Origin of the sequence: Spirillospora sp. NPDC052242 (genome assembly GCF_040679555.1) — a bacterium.
In the GTDB taxonomy this organism is placed as follows: Bacteria; Actinomycetota; Actinomycetes; order Streptosporangiales; family Streptosporangiaceae; genus Spirillospora.
Genome location: NZ_JBFAUZ010000071.1, coordinates 14,008 through 34,210 on the forward strand (window position 1 = coordinate 14,008; position 20,203 = coordinate 34,210).

The following is a 20,203-nucleotide window of genomic DNA, read 5'->3' on the forward strand; positions in this document are numbered from 1 at the left end:
GCTACGGACGGATCCGTAGAACGTCCGAAGCGCCCCCGGCGACCGTGGAGCCCTCAACCCCAAGGGAGGAACCATGAAAGCTCCGGTGACGGTCGTCGGCCTCGGCCCGATGGGCAAGGCCATGGCGGAGACGTTCCTGAAGAACGGCCACCCCACCACCGTGTGGAACCGCACCGCGTCCAAGGCCGCGCCCCTGGTCGAGCAGGGCGCGACCCTCGCCGCGACCCCGGACGAGGCGCTCGCCGCGTCCGAGCTCGTGGTCATCAGCCAGACCGACTACAAGGCGATGTACGACTCACTGGAAGGAGCCCAGATCAAGGGCCGCGTTCTGGTGAACCTCAGCTCCGGCAGCCCGAACGAGCTTCGCCGCGCGGGCGAATGGGCGGCGGGCAAGGGCGCCGCCCTGCTCACCGGAGGCGTCATGACGCCGCCCCCGGGCATCGGGCAGCCCGGCGCGTACATCATGTACAGCGGCCCGGAGGAACTCCTGGACCGGCACAGGGAGACGTTGCGCGTGCTCGGCGACACCACCTACGTCGGTGCCGACGTCGGGCTGTCCAACCTGTACTACCAGGCGCAGCTCAACCTGTTCTTCTCCACGACCGCGGCCTACATGCACTCGATCGCGATGCTGCAGTCGGCGGGCGTGTCCGCCGAGCAGTTCCGCCCGTTCGCGACCGAGACCGTGACGTCGCTCGGCACGGACGGCCCGATGGGCTTCCTGCGGATCATCGCCGAGGAGGCCGACGCGGGCCACAGCCCCGGCGGCGAGAACAACATGCTCATGATGGCCGTCGGCACCGACCACATCGTCGAGGCCGCGGAGGAGGCCGGCATCGACACCATGAGCATCCGCGTCCTCCGCGACCTGTTCTGGCGGACCGTCAACGCCGGCCACGGCTCCGACGGCCTCGGCAGCGTCATCGAGGTGGTCCGCAAGGGCGCCTGACACCCCGCCCCGCCTGCCGGACGAGCGCCTGCACCAGCCCCACGAGTTCGACGGCGGCGGCCCGCCCGATCACGCCGGCCCCGGCGGCCCCGGACGTCTCCGGCGCCTGACGGCCGCCCGCGCGGGGTCACGGGGCCTCGGGCGGTGGGGCGAGGGGGAGGCGCATCTCGAAGTTGGCGCCGGACGGGGCCCCGGCGGGGGCGTCGACGAGGCGGAGGGAGCCGCCGTAGATCTCGGCGATCTCGCGGGCGATGGGCAGGCCGAGGCCGGTGCCCTGGGGGTCGCGGCGGCGGGAGTCGGCGAGGCGGGCGAACCGTTCGAAGATGCGCTCGCGGGAGTCGGCGGGGACGCCGGCGCCGTCGTCGGCGACCCGCAGGACGGCCTCGCCGCCGTCGCGGGCGACGGTCACCTCGATGCGGGAGCCGGCGTGCCGTTCGGCGTTGCCGAGGAGGTTCCCGACGACGCGGGCGAGCCGGACGGGGTTCGCCTCGACGGCGACGCCGGGTTCGAGGCGCGTGGCGATCGGGGTGCCGGGCGGGCGGCGCGCCACCTCGCGGCGGGCGAGTTCGGCCAGGTCGACGCGTTCGACGGGGACGGGTGCGCGGGAGTCGAGCCGGGACAGTTCGAGCAGGTCGACGACGATGTCGTTGAGCCGTTCGGTGTCGCGCAGGGCGGCCCGGATCGTCTCGCGGCACTCCAGCGCGTCGTCCTCGTCGAGGGCGAGCTCCAGGCGGGTGCGGAGCCCGGTGATGGGGTTGCGCAGGTCGTGGGACGCGTCGGAGATGAAGCGGCGCTCGCGGCTCATCGCCTCGTCGAGCCGTTCCAGGGTGCTGTTGACGGTCTCGGCGAGCTCCTGGATCTCGCCGCCGGTGCGGGGGACGGGCACCCGGTGGGAGAGGCCGCGGATCGTGAACTCGGCCATCCCGGCGCGGATGCGGTCGACGGGGACGAACGCCTGCCCGATCGTCCGCCACGTCCACCAGCCGATCAGGGCGAGCAGCGCCACGAGGGCCGCGACCATGGCGAGGGGGAGCGGCCAGAGCCGTCCGAGCAGGGGAATCGGGTCGGCGGCGACCACCGTGATGTCGTCGCCCCACCGGGTCTCGCGCAGCCGCATGCCGAAGTAGCGGACGCAGTGCTCCCCCGCCGGGCGGCAGCTGCGGCCGCTGACGAGCAGTTCGCCGCGCTCGATGCCGCGCTTCCCGAGGGCCGGGCGCCCGGCGGCGCGGCGGTTGGCGGCGAGGACGCGGCCGTCCGGGCCGACGACCTGGAGCAGCGGCGCCTCGTCGGGCCGGGTGTCGAGGGCCTCGGCGGGATGCGCGCCGGTGAGCAGGTCGAAGGCGGCGCGTTCGGCGGTCCGCTGGGCGGTGTCCACCGTCTGGTTCGTCAGGGCGTCACGGGCGAGGAGCAGCACGAGGACGAACACAAGGGCGAGGACGAGCGCGGCGACCGCGACGGTGACCACGGTCGCGCGGCCGCGCACCGAGAGGAACGTACGGCGCCACCAGTGGTCGAACCGTTCTCGTCTCGTCACAGCCGAGCCCCCGAGCGTCGCCGACAGTGATCATCGACTACTCAGGGTAGGCGATCGGGGTTCGGGGGCGGAGTCCCGGCCCCGGGACGGGCCCGGGGCCGGGGGAGCGGTCAGCGGCCCCGGTTGAGCTGCCGGGTCGGCAGCTGCCGGGCGTTCCGCCGGTTGTGGTTCGCGAACGCCGCCGACTTCACGTCGGGCCCCTTGCGCTTGTTCTTCTTCTTGGCGTTCGGGAAGGGGATGTTCTCCTGGCTAATGGCACGCATGAATGAACCACCTCCGGGCAGGCTCGAATTCGGCCGAAAAGAATGGCCGCGAAAAAGGGTGAACTGGCGGCGCCGGGCCGGGACGGCACGCCGACGGCACTGGTCGCGCGCATGCGAGCAGTGGGTACGGGGTGCGTCCGGGACGCCGGGGGATTCGGGAGCGGGGCCGGCGACGTGGCGTCGCGGGCGGCTCAACCGGAGAAGCATCAAAGCAGCATGGTTAGAAGTAAGCCACATGGTGCAGGCGATGTCAACCGCGAATTCCGGGAAATGCGCGCGGCCCTTTCCGGGCGAAGCCGATGGCGCGATCCGTGGGGTACGTGTCGTTGACGCCATCGCCCGGCGGCCCCGAGCCTGGAGGCATGCGCGTCGCGTTCGTGATCTACGAGGACTTCCAGGTGCTCGACCTGACCGGCCCCCACGAGGTGTTCGGTCACGCGGGCGGCTACGACCTGCGGGTGGTCGCGCCCGCGGCGGGGCCCGTCCGGTCGAGCGGCGGGCTGCCGGTGCACGCCGCGCACGGCGTCGCGGACCTGCCGCCGGACGGCGTCGACACGCTCGTCGTCGCGGGCGGCCGGGGCGTGGACGCGGCGCGCGGGGACGCGGCGCTCGTCGGGTGGATCGCGGACGCGGCGCGGCACGCGCGGCGGGCGGCGTCGGTGTGCAGCGGCGTGTTCCTGCTGGGCGCGGCCGGGCTCCTGGACGGCCGCCGCGTCACGACGCACTGGGCGCGCGAGGAGCAGCTCCGGCGCGAGCACCCGGAGGCGGCCGTCGACTGCGACCCGATCTTCGTGCGGGACGGCCGCCTGTGGACGTCCGCCGGGGTGACGGCCGGGATCGACCTGGCGCTCGCCCTGGTGGAGGACGACCGCGGCCGGGACGCGGCGCACGCGGCGGCGCGGGAGCTGGTGATGTTCCTGCGCCGCCCGGGGAGCCAGTCGCAGTTCAGCGTCCCGCTGTGGTCGCGGCAGCCGGCGAGCGACCCGATCCGGGCGGCGGTCGCGGCGATCCAGGCCGACCCGGGGGCGCGGCACGCGATCGGCGACCTGGCGGACCGCGCCGGGCTCAGCCCCCGGCACCTGCAGCGCCGGTTCGCCGCCGAGCTGGGCGTCCCGCCCGCCGCGTACGTCGAGCGGGTGCGGGTGGAGGCGGCGCGGCGGGCGCTCGCCGAGGGCGACGAACCGGTCGAGGCGCTCGCGCGCCGGCTCGGCTTCGGCACGGGCGAGACCCTCCGCCGGGTGTTCCACCGGCGGCTGGGCGTCGCCCCGGCCGACTACCGGAACCGATTCAGAGGAACGAGGGAGGACGCATGACGACGTACGGGCTGCTGGTGTTCGAGGAGGCCGAGGAGCTGGACTTCGCGGGACCGTGGGAGGTGTTCGCCGCCTCGGCGATGCTGCGGGACGCGGGCGACGCGACGGTGCTGATCGGCGAGCGCGCCGAACCCGTCCGGTGCGCGAAGGGGATGCGGGTCGTGCCCGACCGGACGATCGGCGACCACCCGGACCTGGACGTCCTGCTCGTCCCGGGCGGCCGCGGGGCGCGGGTGACGCAACCGGAGAACCCGGCCGTCACCGGCTGGGTCGCGAAGACCGCCGAGCGGGCCGACTGGGTGGCGAGCGTCTGCACCGGGGCGTTCCTGCTGCACGCGGCGGGCCCGGCGCGGGGCCGCCGCGTCGCCACGCACCGGTCGTGGGAGGACACGCTGGAGCGGCGCGGCGACGTCACCGTGGTGCGGGACGCGCGGTACGTCGTCGACGGGAACCTGGTGACGAGCCAGGGGGTGTCCGCCGGGATCGACATGGCGCTCTGGCTCGTGGGACGCCTCCACGGCCGCGACCACGCGCGCGCGGTCCGCACGTACATCCAGTACGAGCCCGCCCCGCCGTACATGGCGGACGCCCCCGAGTAGCGTTCGGTCCGCGCCCGCCGGGTGATGTACGGTCGGCGCCGGAGGCGACGTCATGAGAATCGTGGATCGTCTCCTCGGGCTTCCCGAGGAGACGACGCCGGCGGTGGAGACGGCCCGCGACCTGCGCGTCCCGATGCCGGACGGGGCGGTGCTGCGCGCCGACCTGCACCGGCCGCGCGGCGCGGGCCCGCTGCCGGCCGTCCTGATCCGCACCCCGTACGGGAAGGCGCAGCGGCTCGTGCGGCTGTTCGCGGGGGTGCTGGCGCGGCGCGGGTTCCAGGTCGTCGTGCAGGACGTGCGGGGCGTCGGCCGCTCGGACGGCGAGTTCCGCGCGTTCCACCACGAGCGGGACGACGGGCTCGCGACGCTGAAGTGGGTGCGGGCGCAGCCGTGGTGCGACGGGCGGGTCGCGATGGCCGGGGCCAGCTACCTCGGCTTCACGCAGTGGGCGGTCGCGCCGTACGCGGACCCGCCGCTCGCGGCGCTCGGCCTCGGCGTGACGGCGTCGGAGTTCGTCAGCTCGTTCTACCCGGGCGGCGCGCTGGCGCTGTTCAACACGCTCGTGTGGTCGGCGTCGATGGGGACGCGGGACGAGCGGCGCGCGCCGCTGCACGCGCGGCGCGTCCGGCGGGCGATGCGGCACCTGCCGGTCGGGGAGGCCGACCTCGCGGCGATCGGCCGCCCGGAGCCGTTCCTGCGGGACGTCGCCGCGCACACCGAGCCCGGGGACGCCTTCTGGGACGCGACCGACCACGGCGCGGCCGTCGCCGCGACGACCGCGCCCGCGAGCATGGTGACGGGCTGGTGGGACCTGTTCCTGCGCGGGCAGCTCCGCGACTTCGCCGCGCTGGACGCCGCCGGGCGCGGCCCGCGCATCACGATCGGCCCGTGGGGGCACGACGCGCGGGCGCTGCGGGCCGTCCTCGCCGACCAGGTGTCGTGGCTGCGCGCGCACCTCCAGGGGGACGCCGCCGAGCTGCGGCGCGCGCCCGTCCGGCTGTACCTGCAGGGGGCCGGGCGCTGGCTCGACTTCGACGGGTGGCCGCCCCCGGAGACGGAACCCACGCCGCTCTACCTGTCGCAGGGGCTCTCGTGGGACGAGCCGACGGGCACGTCCGATCCGGCCACGTTCGTTTACGACCCGTTCGATCCCACGCCGAACATCGGCGGGCCGCTCCTGGCACCGGGTAAAGGACGGCAGCGCGACAACGCGGCGATGGAGCGGCGCGGGGACGTCGCCGTCCTGACCGGTGCGCCGCTCGACCGGGACCTCGACCTGATCGGCCCGGTGTCGGCGACCGTCCACGTCCGGACGAGCACCGGCCACGGCGACCTGTTCGTGCGGCTCTGCGACGTCGACCCGGACGGCGTGTCCCGGAACGTCACCGACGGGATCGCGCGGATCGCCGAACCGGGGACCGTCCGCGCCGACGTGGAGATGCACCCGACCGGCTACCGGTTCCGGCGCGGGCACCGGCTCCGCCTCGTCCTCGCGGGCGGGGCGTTCCCCCGGTTCGCCCGCAATCCGGGCACCGGCGAGCCGATCGGACGGGCGGTGGCGATGCGCCGCACGTCCTTCGCGGTGTTCCGCGACGCGTCCCGCCCGTCGGCGCTGACGCTGCCCGTCTGGCGAGGCGGCCCCGGCCCGTCGGATCTCCGACCGGACCTCCGACCGGACCGTCCCGCTTCGTAGCGGTTCGCCCCGTGGTTGCGGCGGGCGGCGAACGCAGCATGTAGTCCGTTCGTCGCACAGAGTGGTCCGCTCGTCGACATGGAGGCGCGAACCCTCGAACTTCCCTGGACCGGATGGCTACTTTCATCTCATCCGCCGCGCGCCGGTGCGAGCCGCTTCGGGGGGAGCGGCGAGCCCCAGAGAGCACCTGGCCGGCGCGGCGGAACGGGGGGAGAGGGGTCACTTCGGGGGGAGTGGCCCCTCCGTCCCGTTTCCGGCGGCTTTTGTCAGCGGCCGCCGATGCCGCCCGCCGGAACGCGTCACCGAGAACGAAGAACGGCGGCGCCGGAGCGACCCACAATTCTGGAACCCGCGAGCACCCCCGTCGCGGGTTCGTCCACTGAAGGGTCGCCCCCGATGAACCAGCGTCTGACGCGCGCGCTCGGCGCGCTGCCCGCCGCGATCCTCGCCGCGGGCGCCGCCCTGGCCCCCGCCGCGAGCGCCACGGCCGCGAGCGCCCCCGCCGCCCCGGTCGTCCCGCTCGTCCCGGCCGCGCCGCAGGCCGCCGCGAACCCCTACGAGCGCGGGCCCGCGCCCACCGACGAGAGCATCACCGCCGACGAGGGCCCGTTCGAGTACGAGACCATCGACGTCCCCGCCGGGAGCGGCCCGGGCTTCAACCGGGGCACGATCTACGCCCCGACCGACACGGGCCAGGGGACGTTCGGCGCGATCGCCGTGTCGCCCGGGTTCGTCTCCCCCGAGGGCTGGATCTCCTGGTACGGGCCGCGCCTCGCCTCGCAGGGCTTCGTCGTCATGACGATCGAGACGACCACGATGCTCGACTTCCCGGCCGCCCGCGGCGACCAGCTCCTCGCCGCGCTCGACTACCTGACGAGCGGCGACAGCCCGGTCCGCGACCGCGTCGACGCGAGCCGCCTCGCCGTCATGGGCCACTCGATGGGCGGCGGCGGGACGCTCGAGGCCGCGCGCGAGCGCACCGACCTGCGGGCCGCCGTGCCGCTCGCCCCGTGGAACCTGACGTCCGACTGGAGCGGCGTCCGGACGCCCACGATGATCATCAGCGCGCAGAACGACTTCATCGCCGCGAACGGCCTGCACTCCGAGCCGTTCTACGAGGGGCTGACGTCCGCGCCGGAGAAGGCGTACGCGGAGATCGAGAACACCGGGCACATGTCGTTCAACACCCCGAACGACGTCATCGCGAAGTACGCGATCGCGTGGCTGAAGCGGTACGTGGACGACGACACCCGCTACGAGCGGTTCCTCTGCCCGGCACCGGCGGACGACCCCGCGCTCGTCGAGTACCGGGACACCTGCCCCGGGAGCTGACGCGCGCCCGTCCCGAACCGGGCCCCGCGCCCTGTTGCGTCCCGGCCATTTCGTCCGTCCGCGCAAAGCGTCGTGCGCGAAAGATGTCGGGAAGTAAGAAGTCTCGGATGATCGGGCGTCCCACAATTCTGGCACCCCGCGAGACCCCCGTCGCGGGTTCGTCCAGTGAAGGGTACGCCCGATGAACAAGCGTCTGACGCGTGCGCTCAGCATGCTCCCCGCCGCGGTGCTCGCGGCCGGCGCCGCCGTGGCGCCGGCCGCGACCGCCGCGACCGCCGCGGCCGCGCCGGCCGCGCCGCACGCCCCGCAGGCGGCCGAGAACCCCTACCAGCGCGGCCCGGATCCGACCGACCAGAGCATCGTCGCCGACCGCGGCTCGTTCGACGTCGAGCGGATCAGCGTCGGCTCGTGGAGCGGCCCCGGCTTCAACAAGGGCACGATCTACGCGCCGCGGGACCGCAGCCAGGGGACGTTCGGCGCGATCGCCGTGTCGCCCGGGTTCGTCTCGCCCGAGTTCCTCATCTCCTGGTACGGGGAGCGGCTGGCGTCGCGCGGCTTCGTCGTCATGACGATCGAGACGACGACGCTGCTCGACCAGCCCGCGCAGCGCGGCGACCAGCTCCTCGCCGCGCTCGACTACCTGACGGGCCGCGACAGCCCGGTCCGCGACCGCGTCGACCCGAACCGCCTCGCGGTCATGGGCCACTCGATGGGCGGCGGCGGCACCCTGCACGCGGTCAAGGAGCGGAAGTCGCTGAAGGCCGCCGTCCCGCTCATGCCGTGGAACCTGTTCACCGACTGGGGCGACGTCCAGACCCCCACGATGATCATCGGCGCGCAGAACGACCTCATCGCGGCCGTGGGCCTGCACTCGGAGCCGTTCTACAACAGCCTGCGGTCCGCGCGGGAGAAGGCGTACCTGGAGGTCGAGGGCGCCGGACACCTGGTCGCCAACTCCCCGAACGACACCATCGCCAAGTACACGATCGCGTGGATGAAGCGGTACGTCGACAACGACACCCGCTACGAGCGGTTCCTCTGCCCGGCGCCGGCCGGCGACCGGAACATCTCCGAGTACCGCGACACCTGCCCCGGCAGCTGACCCCCCGCAGCTGACTTCCGCCCCTCGCCTCCGCGACCCGGCGCCGCCCCTCCAGGCGGCGCCGGGTCTCGGCGCGAGATGGGCGATTTCGCCCGCGACATACGGCGACACGGCGTGTGTCCCCGCGTGCCCGGCTGCCGCGCCGACCGGACGTCCGGTCGCCGCGGGCGCTCGACGCGGCGCGGGCCGTCCGCCGGTGAAAATCGATCTCCACTTCGCGCGGCAACCGGAATTCTTCGTAAAGGAATCGCCGCACCCGCCCAAACGGTGCGGGTAATCGACCAACCTCGTGGAGATCTGTAACGCGCTTGGGGTGTTTTCCGCCGTGTGCCCCAAGTAGCGGTGATGACCCTTCTGTTCGGCCCGGACGCCGCCGCCTCCGGAAAACTTGACCCGGCGGAAGTCGACTTCACCGGCGGCCTGCGAAATGGTCTCCCCCATGGATTCACGAATTCGCGGCAGCAGGGCGTCCGGCCCCACCGGATGGCTGCTCACCTTTCTCAACGCGCGCGAGCGGGGACTGCGCGCCCACACCGGCATGGCGGCGGGCCCGGCGGAATGGCTGATGGTCTTCCTGGAGGTGGAGAGCGCCGAACTGGCCGGCCGGCAGCAGCAGCGGCCCGCGACCCTGATCTCCCGCCGGGGCAAGGCCGAGGAGCCCGCCTTCGGCCGGCTCACCGCACGCAGCGCATAGAGCGGAAAGAAATGATCATCGAGATGCTCCTCGCCGCGCTGATCGGCGGCGCCATCGGAATCGCCGAACTGGTCGCGCGGTACCGCGACAAGCCCGTCGCGGCCCTCCTGTCCCCCGGCGGACTGCTGTTCGTCTTCGTCAACGTCAGCGCGTCGGTCGTCGCGCTCATCATGGTCACCGCGGCGGGGTGGACGTTCGGGCTGCCCGCCACGATGCCCGAGTCCGCGCTCATCGTCGTGCGGGTGATGGTGGCGGGGATCGGCTCCGCGGCGATCCTGCGCATGTCGATCTCCCCGGCCCAGAGCAGGGCCGGCGGCACCGGCCCCATCGCCGTCCTGAACGGCATCCTGCGGCTCGCCGACGGCGAGCTGGAGCGCAAGCGCGCGCTCAGCCGGCTGTCGCACAACGACCTGTCGGGGCTGTCGTTCGAGCGCGACCACGCCGCCCTCGCCGAGCTGTGCTGCCACCTGATGCGCGAGTTCGACCTGGCCGAGGCGCAGCGGCTCGGCGGGCTCGCCGCCGAGCTGAGCCACCGCGACGACCTCACCGACGCCGACAAGCTCGACTGCTGGGGCCTGGAACTGACCCGGCTGGTCGGCGAGCGCGCCCTCCGCCAGGCCGCCCGGCGGCTGCGGGACCGGCCCCGCGAGGAACCGCGCCCGGTCCCCGCCGAGCCGGAGCGCCCCGCCGCCCCCGCGCCCGAGCACGACTACGCGATGGAGCCGGCGGGCGCCGGGCAGATCCGCCCGCCGTCGAAGCCCGCCCCGGCCAAGACCTCCCGGCTCGCGTCGAGCGCGGGCGGACGGACGGAGCGCAAGTCGTTCAGCGACGTCTGAACCGTCATGGAAATGCCGGTGCGCCCGCGGTCGGGTGCACCGGCATCGCTCTCCCCGGGGCTATTTCGGGCGGACGGCCGGCGGCGGGGCGCTCTCGGCGCCGTCGCGGTCTTCGAGGGCGGACGCGATGCGGTGCAGCGCCTCGGCCATCGACACGAGCGCCTGCACCTGGGCGGCCGCCATGAGGTTCGACGGGGAGGGGTCCGCCGCCTGCGCCTCCGCGGCCGCGTCACACGCCTGCTGGCTCCACCAATGCACGCACTCACCATATTGACCGGCGCTTACCCGAGTACATCTCGCCGCGCGGGCGAAACGTAAATGAAGGGCTCCCGACATGACCAGCCGGCCGGGATGGGCCGTGAAACCGCTGCGCCAGCTCACCACGAGGGAACTGGCGGAGGCGCTCGAATATCTGGAAAGGAATCGTCCGGACGACGACGTCCTGGGCCGTGCCCTCGCCGGCGAGTTCGCCCGCCGGACCGCCGCCGAATACCACCGGACGGCGGACCGCGTCCGGCCCGGCCCGCACCGCCCGAACGTCTGACGCCGGGCCCGCCGGGGCGGCGCCGCGGCCGTCCGTGTTAAGCAGGGGGCATGGGACGCGAGGTGCGGGTGCGCCGGATCTACGAACCGGCCGCCGAGGAGGACGGCAAGCGGGTCCTGGTGGACCGGGTGTGGCCGCGGGGCCTGTCGAAGGACGAGGCGCGGCTCGACGCGTGGGCGAAGGACGTCGCGCCGTCCACGGAACTGCGCAAGTGGTACGGCCACGAGGCGGACCGGTTCCCCGAGTTCGAGCGGCGCTATCGGGCCGAACTGGACGAACCGGAGCGCGCCGCGGCGCTCGACCGGCTCCGCGACCTCGCCGGGCGCGGCACGGTCACGCTGCTGACGGCGACGAAGGACGCGGAGCGCAGTCAGGCCGCGGTTCTGGCCGCGCTGCTCCGGTAGGGCCGGGGGCGACCCGGCGGGTCAGCCGCCGGCCGAGCCGCTGCGCGGGCGCCTCGATCCACCGCTGCGACGCCCAGCTCACGGCCACCAGCACGGCCAGGAACAGCAGCAGGCCGGGCAGGTCGTCGCCGCGGCCGCCGAACCCGAGGAACTGGACGGCCACCGCCAGCAGGATCGGGTGCAGCAGGTACAGCGAGTAGCTGACGGTGCCGAGGCCGGTCGCCCAGCGCGGGAACGTCCGGTCCCGCAGCAGCCACGCCGCCGCGAACGTCAGCGCCGCCAGCACCACCGACCCCGACCACAGGAGCTGGTCGCGGCCCGAGTCCGGCCCGGTGTGCAGCACCCCGGCGGCGATCGTGCCGAGGCACACGGCGGCGGCGGCGACCGCGGCCGTCCCGCGCCGGATCTGCCCGTGCTCCGCCCGGTACACGACCGTCCCGGTGAACATGACCGCGAGCATCGCGAGCCCCTCCCACGGCCCGACCCGCCCGTTCAGCACGACCAGCAGCGCGGCGACGGCCCCGCCGAGGACGCCGCCCGCGATCCGCAGCGCGCGCCGTCCCGACATCGCCGCCGCGAGCGCCGCGAGCAGCGCGAGCGCGGCCGCCGCGGCGACCGGGCCCGTCCCGGCCGACCGCGACAGCAGCGCCGTCGGCAGCAGCCCGCCCGCGAGCAGCGCGGCGGCGGCGAGCCCCGCCGCGACGGGCGCCGACCGGCGGTGCCCGCCCGTCACGAACAGCGCGACGATCAGCAGGTAGAACACCATCTCGTAGGACAGCGTCCACAGCACGTTGATCGCGTTGGGGACGCCCAGGACGTCCTGCAGCATCGTCACGTGCGCCACGACGGCCGTCACGGGGTCGTACTGCTCCAGCCCCGCGCGCAGGCCACGCACCCCGAGCAGGAACGGGGTGACGGCCAGCAGCCCCGCGACGGCCAGCAGCGGGTAGATGCGGAAGAACCGGCCGATCCAGAACCCGCGCACGCTGCCCCGGCGTTCCAGCGACGCGGGCACGATGTACCCGCTGACGAGGAAGAACACCAGGACGCCGAAGGTGCCGGGATCGAACCAGCCGGCCATCCGCGCGTGCACGCCCGGGAAGTAGACGTAGCCCGCGTGGTGCAGCGCGACCGCGAGCGCCGCCATCCCGCGCAGCGCGTCCAGCCACCCCAGTCTGTTCGTTACGGGGGGTTCACCCACAGAGGGGAGCATTTCGACAGACTAGGTCAAGATCGCAGCGAGATCTCCCCGATCGTCCGGATTTGGGAGTTCGGAATGCGGGCGTTCAGAGCGACCTCCAGAACGCGCAGTTGCTCGCCTCCGCGGTGTCGACCGGCCGGATCCCGTCCGGGCCGGGCGCCAGCGACAGGACGTCCCCGGCGTCGCGGAACCGCGGCCAGTGCGGCGCCCCGTGTGCCCGCGGGCGCCCGTGGTGCGCGAACGACGTCCAGTAGCCGACCATCGCGTCCGACAGCCCCCGCTGATCCGCGTTCAGCTCGCCGCCGAACAGGCCCGGGAACAGGTACGGCAGCTCGGTCGCGTGCTCGGCGCCCTCCTCGAACCCCGGGAGGTCGATCAGCGGCGGGGCCGTCCGGTCGGCGAACTGGTACGCGTACACGGGGACGCGCGCGTCCCGCAGGCCCGCGAACGCGTCCTGGTGCAGGCACGTCGACAGCGGGCTCCCGAAGTCGGTCTGGATCCGCGCGAGCGTCAGCCGCGGGTCGTCGTCTGCCGGGTACCGCTCGAGGACGGCCTCCGCCGCGGCCCCGTAGGACGACCGGACGATCGCCTCGTACCGCTCCCGCGTGATCGGCGTCGGGTAGGAGAGGCCCACGTACAGCCGGATCTCGTCGAGCGTGTTGCCGTGCATGACCGGCACCCGGTGGACGCGGCCCCGCTCGACGGCCTCGGCCGGCGGCAGCGGCAGCACCCGGTCCCCGCCCGCGACCGGACCGACGTCGAACTCCCGCTCGGCGAACGCCTCCAGCAGCGTCCGCGCCGGGACGTCCCGCAGGCACCGGGCCGCCGCGTCCTCGTCGGCGCAGCCGAGCGCCGCCGCGAACGTCCGTCCCTCGTTCTCGGCGCTCTCCTCCGAGTGGACGGTCGACACGCAGCTGAAGCTCTGCGCGATGACCTTGTCGAACAGCCCGGCGGCCGTCGGCGACGCGAGGTTCGCGCAGGTGTCGGCCGAGCCGGCCGACTCGCCGAACAGCGTCACGTTGCCCGGGTCGCCGCCGAACGCGCGGACGTTGCGCTGCACCCAGCGGAGCGCCGCCTGCTGGTCGAGCAGCCCGTAGTTGCCCGACTGGAGGCGCCGTCCGTCCAGGGCGGGGTGCGCGAGCCAGCCCAGCGGGCCGAGCCGGTAGTTGACGGTCACCACGACCACGTCGCCCTGCACGGCCAGCTTCGACGCGTCGTACGTCGCGGAGTTCCCGGTCGTGTTGCCGCCGCCGTGCACCCACACCATGACGGGCAGCTTCTTGTGCGGCTTCCCGGTCGGGGCAGTGACGTTCAGGTACAGGCAGTCCTCGTTGTAGGTGGTCTCGCCGCCGTAGGCGGGCGCGGTCTGCGCGCACTGGCTGCGCGGGAACGTCGCGTCGTACACGCCCGTCCACGGTTTCGCGGGGCGCGGCTCCCGCCAGCGCAGGTCGCCGGTCGGCGGCTGCGCGAACGGGATGCCCTCGAACGTCCGGTGGCCGTCGCGGACCTCGCCGCGCACCGGCCCCTTGTCGGTCCGGACGACGTCCGCCGCGCCGGACGGGCGGGCCGGGGCGGCGCTCGCGGCCGGCGCGGCGACGAGCAGCCCGGCCCCGACCAACGCGGACGCGAGCAGGGCGGATGCGGGCGGTGCGGTGCCTGTGACCCTCATCGGGCTCCTTCCGAAGGATGCTGCGGCCCCCCGACGACTCCGCAAGGATTAGAAAACAGTTCTAGAAACGGCGCAAGACCCGAAACCGGCTCGCCCCGCCCGGGCGGGCCGGTGCGCCGCCCCCCGGCCGCCCGCGGCGCGCACTTTTCGGGCGTCCGCGCCCTGCTCTGCGCGGCCGTCGACGGCGCCCGTCCCTGAGGCCCGAAGTGGACGCGCTATTGTGCCAGCGTTCACTGGCTTGATTGAATCGCGGCGACGTCCCCGCCGAACGCGAAGGGAACCGGCCGATGCGATCGTCCCGTACTCGTTTCTCTCGGAGCCGTCCCGCACGCACCCTCACGGCCGCGCTCGCCGCCGTCCTGGCCTCCGCCGGGCTGGCCGCCGCGCCCGCCGCGGCGGCCGGACCGCCGCCGCTGCGCGCGTCCCCGACCCCGCTGCTGTGGCCGCGCAGCGGGCTGGAGACGGTGTCGGCGACCGGCCCGAACGACGTGTGGGCGGGCGGGTACCAGGGCTATCAGGGCATCGACTGGTCGATCCCCGGGTTCGGCGCGGGCACGATCGACGTCCTGCCGCCGAAGGCGGTCGTGACCCGCTGGAACGGGACGTACTGGCAGACGCACGACATGCCCGGGACCGGCGGGGACGCCGCCGTGGAGAAGATCGACGCCGGATCGCCCTCGAACGTGTGGGCGGCGGGACGGCTGCACGCCTTCCAGGACGTGGCGAAGCACAAGCCGTTCGTCGCCCGCTGGGACGGCGCCCGCTGGCACGACGTCGCGCCGCCGGACGGGTGCGCGCCGCAGCACCCCGAGGCCGACGCCTCCGGGGCCTGGTTCGCCTGCGGCACCACCATCCTCCGCTGGGAGGGCGGCCGGTGGACGGAGTACGACGCGGGCGCCCCCGACAACTGCTGCATCGCCGTCAACGAGATCTCCGCCGTGCCGGGCGGCCCCGCGTGGGCCGCGACGACCTGGGGCCTGGTCCGCTGGGACGGGCAGGGCTGGAGCGAGATCGCCGAACTGCCCCAGGACGTCTTCTGGAACCGGGTCCTCGCCGTCTCGGCGGACGAGGTGTGGGCGACCGGCACCGCACCCGGCGGGTCCGGCTTCCGTCAGCGCGTCCTCTACCGCTGGGACGGCGAGACCTGGAGCGAGGGGCCCGCGACGCCCGGCAACGAGGAGCTGGTGCGCACCGGCGACGGGACGACCTGGGCCCACGGCTACTGGGGCGACCTCTACCGGTTCGACGGCGGCACCTGGACCGAGGTCGAGGTCCCCGCGCCGGACGACGGCCAGATCACCGACGCGACGGCCGTCCCCGGCGCCCCGACCCTGTGGGCGGTCGGCAAGACGAAGAACGTCCCCGTCGTCCTCAACAACCGCTGACCCCGGAGGGAACCGGCGATGCGACCGATCCGCGCCCTTCTCGCCCCGTCCGTGGCCGCCGTCCTCGCCGCCGGGCCGCTCGCCGCGCCCGCGCCCGCGCCCGCGGCGGCGGCCGGACCGCCGCCGCTGCGCGCGTCCCCGGCCCCGCTGCTGTGGCCGCAGAGCGGGCTGGAGGCGGTGTCGGCGACCGGCCCGGACGACGTGTGGGCGGCCGGCTACCAGGGACGGCAGCGGTACTGGTGGGCGTGGGAAGGGGTCGGCGGCCGGTGGATCGACGTGCTGCCGCCCAAGGCCGTCGTCACCCGGTGGGACGGGACGTCCTGGCAGACGCACGACCTTCCCGGCACGGGGGGCGACGCGAGCGCCGAGGAGATCGACGCCGGCTCGCCGTCGAACGTGTGGGTCACCGGCACCCTGCACCCGCTCCGCGACTACCCCGAGCGGGTCCCGTTCGTCGCCCGCTGGGACGGGACCCGCTGGCACGACGTCCCGCCGCCGGACGGGTGCGCGCCCCGCAACCCCGAGGCCGACGCGACCGGCGCCTGGCTCACCTGCGGTACCACCATCCTGCGCTGGGAGAACGGCGCGTGGACCGAGTACGACGCGGGCGCCCACGACAACTGCTGCATCGCCGTCCACGACATCTCCGCGCCGCCCGGCGGCCCGGCGTGGGCCGCCACCACCTGGGGCGTGGTGCGCTGGGACGGGCGGGCCTGGAGCGAGGCCGCCGGGCTGCCCGAAGACGGCTTTTGGAGCGACGTCCTCGCCGTCTCCGCCGACGAGGTGTGGGCGACCGGCACCGCGCGCGGCGCGGACGGCCGCCGCGCGCCCGTCCTCTACCGCTGGGACGGCGAGACCTGGAGCGAGGGCCCCGCGCCGACGTACAACGTGGAACTGATCCGCACCGGGGACGGGACGACCTGGGCCGTGCAGCCGTCCGGGGGAGCGATGTACCGGCTCGACGGCGGCGCGTGGACGAGGGTGGACGTCCCGACCACCGGCGGCGGCGACGTCACCGGCGCGACGGCGGTCCCGGGCGCCGCGTCCCTGTGGGCGGTCGGCAGGACGGAGAACGTGCCGCTCGTCTTCGCGAACGGCTGATCAGCGCCCCTCCTCCCGGCTTCGATCATGGGCGTTCCATCCTTCGGCCGCCTCGCGTTTGAAGGATGATCCCCGGGTTAGTGCCCACTCGGGGAGCGTCGGGTCGGCGCCGCGAGGGGGGAGAGCGGATGACGGCCGTGGAGGGCCGGGCGGACGCGAGCACCGAGGAGGCGCTGGCGTCCCACCGGATGGGCACGAAGATCGGCCACATCCTCGCGACGACCGACCACAAGATGGTCGGCTACCTCTACCTCGGGACGTCGTTCGCGATGTTCCTCGTCGCCGGCCTCCTCGCGATGCTGATGCGCGCCGAACTCCTCCAGCCGGGCATGCAGGTCGTGACCAGCCAGGGCTACAACCAGCTGTTCACCATGCACGGCACGATCATGATGCTGCTGTTCGCGACGCCGCTGTTCGCCGGGTTCGCGAACGTGCTCGTGCCGCTGCAGATCGGCGCGCCGGACGTCGCGTTCCCGAGGCTGAACGCGCTCACGTACTACATGTTCCTGTTCGGCGCGCTGATCGTCCTCGGCGGCTTCATCGTGCCGAACGGCCCCGCGCCCTTCGGGTGGTTCTCCTACCAGCCGCTCGCCGACAACTCCTACTCGCCCGGCATGGGCGGCGACCTGTGGGTCGCCGGGCTCATCCTGTCCGGCGTCGGGACGGTCCTGACGTCGGTCAACCTGATCACGACGATCGTCGCGATGCGGGCGCCCGGCATGGTGATGTTCCGGATGCCGATCTTCACCTGGAACGTCCTGCTCACCAGCGTCATGGTGCTGGTCGCGTTCCCGGTGCTGGCGGCCGCGCTGTTCGCGATGCTCGCCGACCGCAAGCTCGGCACGCACGTCTACGACCCGTCGCACGGCGGCGCGCTGCTGTGGCAGCACCTGTTCTGGTTCTTCGGGCACCCCGAGGTTTACATCGTGGCGCTGCCGTTCTTCGGCATCATCACCGAGATCCTCCCGGTGTTCGCGCGCAAGCCGATCTTCGCGTACCTGGGCATGGTGGCGGCGACGATCGCGATCACCGGGCTGTCCATGACGGTGTGGGCGCACCACATGTTCGCCACCGGCGGCGTCCTGCTGCCGTTCTTCTCCATCACCTCCTTCATGATCGCCGTGCCGACCGGGATCAAGTTCTTCAACTGGATCGGGACGATCTGGAAGGGGCAGCTGACGTTCGAGGCGCCGATGCTGTGGGCGGTCGGGTTCCTGGTGACGTTCCTGTTCGGCGGCCTCACCGGGGTGATCCTCGCGTCCCCGCCGATGGACTTCCACCTCACCGACGGCTACTTCGTCGTCGGCCACCTGCACTACGTGCTGTTCGGCACGGTCGTCTTCGCGATGTTCGGCGGCTTCTACTTCTGGTGGCCGAAGATGACCGGGCGGAAGCTGAACGAGACCTGGGGGAAGATCCACTTCTGGACGCTGTTCGCCGGCTTCCACACGACGTTCCTCGTCCAGCACTGGCTCGGCGCCGAGGGCCTCCCGCGCCGGTACGCGACGTACGCCGACGAGTTCACGACGCTGAACACGGTGTCGTCCATCGGCTCGTTCGTCCTCGGCGCGTCCACGTTCGCGTTCCTGTGGAACGTGTGGCGGACGTGGCGGCGCGCGCCCGAGGTCGGCGTGGACGACCCGTGGGGGTACGGCAACTCGCTGGAGTGGGCGACGTCCTGCCCGCCGCCCCGCCACAACTTCACGTCGATGCCCCGCATCCGCTCCATGCGTCCCGCCTTCGATCTGCACTATCCGCCGAAGGAATCGCCGCAGAAGGTGGAGCTCGCGACGCCGCCCCCGCCGCCGTCCGAGCGCTGAACGGGAGGGGGTGTGCGGTCATGGAACTGTCCCGGCGGGAGGAACTGCTGCTGCGGCGCATCGACGCGGACTTGGCCCGCGACGACCCGGCCCTGGCCCGCCGGCTCGCGACGTTCACCTGCGAGGACGCCGTGGGCACCGGGGGCGTCGAGGGCGCCGGGCAGGCCCGGGACGGCGGGGACGGCGCGGTGCCCGCGGCGGCGTGGCGGCCCGCCCGTGCGGCGGTCGCCGTCCTGTCCGTCGCGCTCGCCGTCGCGGTGCTGCTGCTGGCCCTGGTGATGCTGTCGGTCCGCCCGCCGTGCGCGCGCCCCGCCACCGTGCCGCCGTCCGCGCCGTCCGCGCCCGCGCAGGCGGCGCCGCCGGGGACGGCCGCCGCGCCGCCCGCCACCTGCTGACCGCGCCCGCCCGCGCCCGCGTCCGGTCACGTGCCGGACGGGGCGAACGGCACCGGATGCGCGGGCGGGGGTTTCAGGGGCGGAGCCGGTGGAAGGTCACGGGCGGCTGACCTGCGAAGACCGGAAGGGGAAGGTGGCCATGCACGTCCTGCGGCTGTGCTCGGTGTTCGAACCCCCGCCCTCGGCCCTGCTGGGGCGCGGCGTCCGGTTCGACCCCATCGGAGGCATGCAGAACCACGCGGCGCAATTGAGCCGGGCCCTGGACGGCCTCGGCGTGCGGCAGACGGTCGTGGCCACCCGGCCGCCGGACGCGCCCGCGCTCGCCCGGCTGGGCCGGCACGGACGCGTCGTCCGGCTCGGGCTCCCCGTCGCGGCGCTGCGGCAGGGGTACGCCGCGGCGGCGTGGCTGCGCGCGCCGGGCCTTGCGGACGGCGCCGACCTCGTGCACGCGCACCTCGGCGAGGACCCGGCGGTCCTGACGGTCGCCCGGCACGTCGCCGCGCACGCGCGGGCGCCGCTGGTCGTGACCGTCCACGGCCGGCCGCGCGGCGGGCCGCTCCGCGCGCTCGGGACCCGGCTGGAACGGCACGGGCTCGGCCGCGCGGACGCGGTGATCGCGCTGACCGAGAGCACGCGGGACGCGCTCGCGGGCGACGGCGTCCCGGACGAGCGGCTGCACGTCGTGCCGTCCGGCATCGGCGCCGAGTTCCTCACCGAACCGATCACCCCCGAACTGGGCGAACCGGTCATGCCGGAGCGGATCCCCGCGCCGCGCATCGGGTACGTCGGGCGGCTGACCCGCCGCAAGGGCGTGGACGTCCTGCTGCGGGCGTTCGCGCTGCTGCGGGACGCGACGGACGCGCACCTCGTCATCGTCGGCGACGGCCCGGAGCGGTCCCGGCTGCAGCGCCTCGCGTCCCGGCTGCGCATCGACGGCCGCACCCACTTCCTCGGGTTCGTCCCGCACGACTACGTCCCGCGCGTGCTGCGCGAGCTGAACGTGCTGGCGCTGCCGTCCCGCCACGAGGAGGCCGGGTCGGTGCTGCCGGAGGCGATGCACGCGCGCGTCCCGGTCGTCGCGACCCGGACGGGCGGCGTGCCCGAGCTCATCGAGCACCGCCGCGGCGGCCTGCTGGTCTCCCCGGAGAACCCGCACGAGCTGGCCGCCGCGCTGCGCGAGCTGCTCGAGTCGCGGGCGCTGGCGCGGGCCGTCACCGTGGCGGCGCGGCGCCGCGTCGACGACCTCACCTGGGACCGGCTCGTCCACCGCGTCATGGACGTCTACGAAGGCGTCCTGCCCGCGCGCGAACCGGCGCGCGAGCCCGAACCGGAGCCCGCGGTGCCCGACACGGCGGCGGACGTCGGCTAA

20 protein-coding genes are annotated in these 20,203 nt (G+C 74.2%); 15 read left to right on the plus strand and 5 right to left on the minus strand.

What is annotated here, in order from left to right:
* The first annotated feature begins 73 nt into the window (after positions 1 to 73).
* On the plus strand, positions 74 to 949 hold the full coding sequence (locus AB0L25_RS37855) for an NAD(P)-dependent oxidoreductase (RefSeq protein WP_500178068.1): 876 nt from the start codon (positions 74 to 76) through the stop codon (positions 947 to 949).
* Between the two features lie 127 nt (positions 950 to 1,076).
* Here the strand turns inward: AB0L25_RS37855 and AB0L25_RS37860 are convergent, their stop codons facing one another.
* Positions 1,077 to 2,483, minus strand: coding sequence for a sensor histidine kinase (locus AB0L25_RS37860; RefSeq protein ID WP_500178070.1), 1,407 nt, complete (start codon positions 2,481 to 2,483; stop codon positions 1,077 to 1,079).
* Positions 2,484 to 2,593: 110 nt separating this feature from the next.
* Positions 2,594 to 2,746, minus strand: a complete 153-nt coding sequence (locus tag AB0L25_RS37865) for a hypothetical protein (RefSeq protein WP_500178072.1) — start codon at positions 2,744 to 2,746, stop codon at positions 2,594 to 2,596.
* A 362-nt stretch (positions 2,747 to 3,108) separates the two neighbouring features.
* On the opposite strand from AB0L25_RS37865, the gene AB0L25_RS37870 reads away from it, so the two are divergent.
* The 7 genes from AB0L25_RS37870 (at position 3,109) to AB0L25_RS37900 (ending at position 10,315) form a co-directional block, all read left to right on the plus strand.
* Positions 3,109 to 4,059 carry a GlxA family transcriptional regulator gene (locus tag AB0L25_RS37870; protein ID WP_500178073.1) on the plus strand — a complete coding sequence of 317 codons (951 nt, stop codon included), beginning with the start codon at positions 3,109 to 3,111 and terminating at the stop codon, positions 4,057 to 4,059.
* The gene (locus AB0L25_RS37875; RefSeq protein WP_500178075.1) at positions 4,056 to 4,658 is read left to right on the plus strand and encodes a DJ-1/PfpI family protein; all 603 of its coding nucleotides are present in this window, start codon (positions 4,056 to 4,058) and stop codon (positions 4,656 to 4,658) included. Before AB0L25_RS37870 ends, AB0L25_RS37875 begins: the two co-directional genes overlap by 4 nt.
* A 52-nt stretch (positions 4,659 to 4,710) precedes the next feature.
* Complete coding sequence (locus AB0L25_RS37880) at positions 4,711 to 6,351, plus strand: CocE/NonD family hydrolase (RefSeq protein ID WP_500178076.1); 1,641 nt, start codon at positions 4,711 to 4,713, stop codon at positions 6,349 to 6,351.
* A gap of 396 nt (positions 6,352 to 6,747) precedes the next feature.
* Positions 6,748 to 7,683, plus strand: a complete 936-nt coding sequence (locus AB0L25_RS37885; protein WP_500178077.1) for an alpha/beta hydrolase family protein — start codon at positions 6,748 to 6,750, stop codon at positions 7,681 to 7,683.
* Positions 7,684 to 7,864: 181 nt separating this feature from the next.
* Positions 7,865 to 8,785, plus strand: coding sequence for an alpha/beta hydrolase family protein (locus AB0L25_RS37890; protein WP_500178079.1), 921 nt, complete (start codon positions 7,865 to 7,867; stop codon positions 8,783 to 8,785).
* 439 nt (positions 8,786 to 9,224) lie between these two features.
* Complete coding sequence (locus tag AB0L25_RS37895; RefSeq protein ID WP_500178081.1) at positions 9,225 to 9,479, plus strand: hypothetical protein; 255 nt, start codon at positions 9,225 to 9,227, stop codon at positions 9,477 to 9,479.
* Positions 9,480 to 9,490: 11 nt separating this feature from the next.
* The gene (locus tag AB0L25_RS37900; protein WP_500178083.1) at positions 9,491 to 10,315 is read left to right on the plus strand and encodes a hypothetical protein; all 825 of its coding nucleotides are present in this window, start codon (positions 9,491 to 9,493) and stop codon (positions 10,313 to 10,315) included.
* Positions 10,316 to 10,375: 60 nt separating this feature from the next.
* On the opposite strand, the gene AB0L25_RS37905 is transcribed toward AB0L25_RS37900, so the two are convergent.
* The gene (locus AB0L25_RS37905; RefSeq protein ID WP_500178085.1) at positions 10,376 to 10,573 is read right to left on the minus strand and encodes a hypothetical protein; all 198 of its coding nucleotides are present in this window, start codon (positions 10,571 to 10,573) and stop codon (positions 10,376 to 10,378) included.
* 100 nt (positions 10,574 to 10,673) lie between these two features.
* Here AB0L25_RS37905 and AB0L25_RS37910 point away from each other — a divergent pair, with 100 nt between their 5' ends.
* Positions 10,674 to 10,859: a hypothetical protein gene (locus AB0L25_RS37910; RefSeq protein ID WP_500178087.1), complete on the plus strand. Its 186-nt coding sequence runs from the start codon at positions 10,674 to 10,676 to the stop codon at positions 10,857 to 10,859.
* A gap of 50 nt (positions 10,860 to 10,909) precedes the next feature.
* On the plus strand, positions 10,910 to 11,263 hold the full coding sequence (locus tag AB0L25_RS37915; RefSeq protein ID WP_500178088.1) for a DUF488 domain-containing protein: 354 nt from the start codon (positions 10,910 to 10,912) through the stop codon (positions 11,261 to 11,263).
* On the opposite strand, the gene AB0L25_RS37920 is transcribed toward AB0L25_RS37915, so the two are convergent.
* Together AB0L25_RS37920 and AB0L25_RS37925 are read right to left on the minus strand one after the other, a co-directional pair.
* Positions 11,193 to 12,464: an acyltransferase family protein gene (locus AB0L25_RS37920; protein ID WP_500178089.1), complete on the minus strand. Its 1,272-nt coding sequence runs from the start codon at positions 12,462 to 12,464 to the stop codon at positions 11,193 to 11,195. The genes AB0L25_RS37915 and AB0L25_RS37920 overlap by 71 nt on opposite strands.
* An 85-nt stretch (positions 12,465 to 12,549) precedes the next feature.
* Entirely contained in the window at positions 12,550 to 14,133 is a 1,584-nt protein-coding gene (locus AB0L25_RS37925; protein ID WP_500178091.1) for a carboxylesterase/lipase family protein, read from the minus strand.
* A 287-nt stretch (positions 14,134 to 14,420) separates the two neighbouring features.
* Here AB0L25_RS37925 and AB0L25_RS37930 point away from each other — a divergent pair, with 287 nt between their 5' ends.
* From AB0L25_RS37930 to AB0L25_RS37950, 5 genes are all read left to right on the plus strand, one after another.
* A complete protein-coding gene (locus AB0L25_RS37930; RefSeq protein ID WP_500178092.1) occupies positions 14,421 to 15,518 on the plus strand; it encodes a hypothetical protein in 1,098 nt (365 codons plus the stop codon).
* An 18-nt stretch (positions 15,519 to 15,536) separates the two neighbouring features.
* Positions 15,537 to 16,619 (plus strand): beta propeller repeat protein, encoded by a 1,083-nt coding sequence (locus tag AB0L25_RS37935; RefSeq protein ID WP_500178093.1) that lies wholly within the window; start codon positions 15,537 to 15,539, stop codon positions 16,617 to 16,619.
* 128 nt (positions 16,620 to 16,747) lie between these two features.
* Positions 16,748 to 18,439 (plus strand): aa3-type cytochrome oxidase subunit I, encoded by a 1,692-nt coding sequence (gene ctaD, locus AB0L25_RS37940; protein ID WP_500178094.1) that lies wholly within the window; start codon positions 16,748 to 16,750, stop codon positions 18,437 to 18,439.
* A 20-nt stretch (positions 18,440 to 18,459) separates the two neighbouring features.
* The gene (locus AB0L25_RS37945; protein WP_500178095.1) at positions 18,460 to 18,834 is read left to right on the plus strand and encodes a hypothetical protein; all 375 of its coding nucleotides are present in this window, start codon (positions 18,460 to 18,462) and stop codon (positions 18,832 to 18,834) included.
* A gap of 139 nt (positions 18,835 to 18,973) precedes the next feature.
* Positions 18,974 to 20,203, plus strand: a complete 1,230-nt coding sequence (locus tag AB0L25_RS37950) for a glycosyltransferase family 4 protein (protein WP_500178104.1) — start codon at positions 18,974 to 18,976, stop codon at positions 20,201 to 20,203.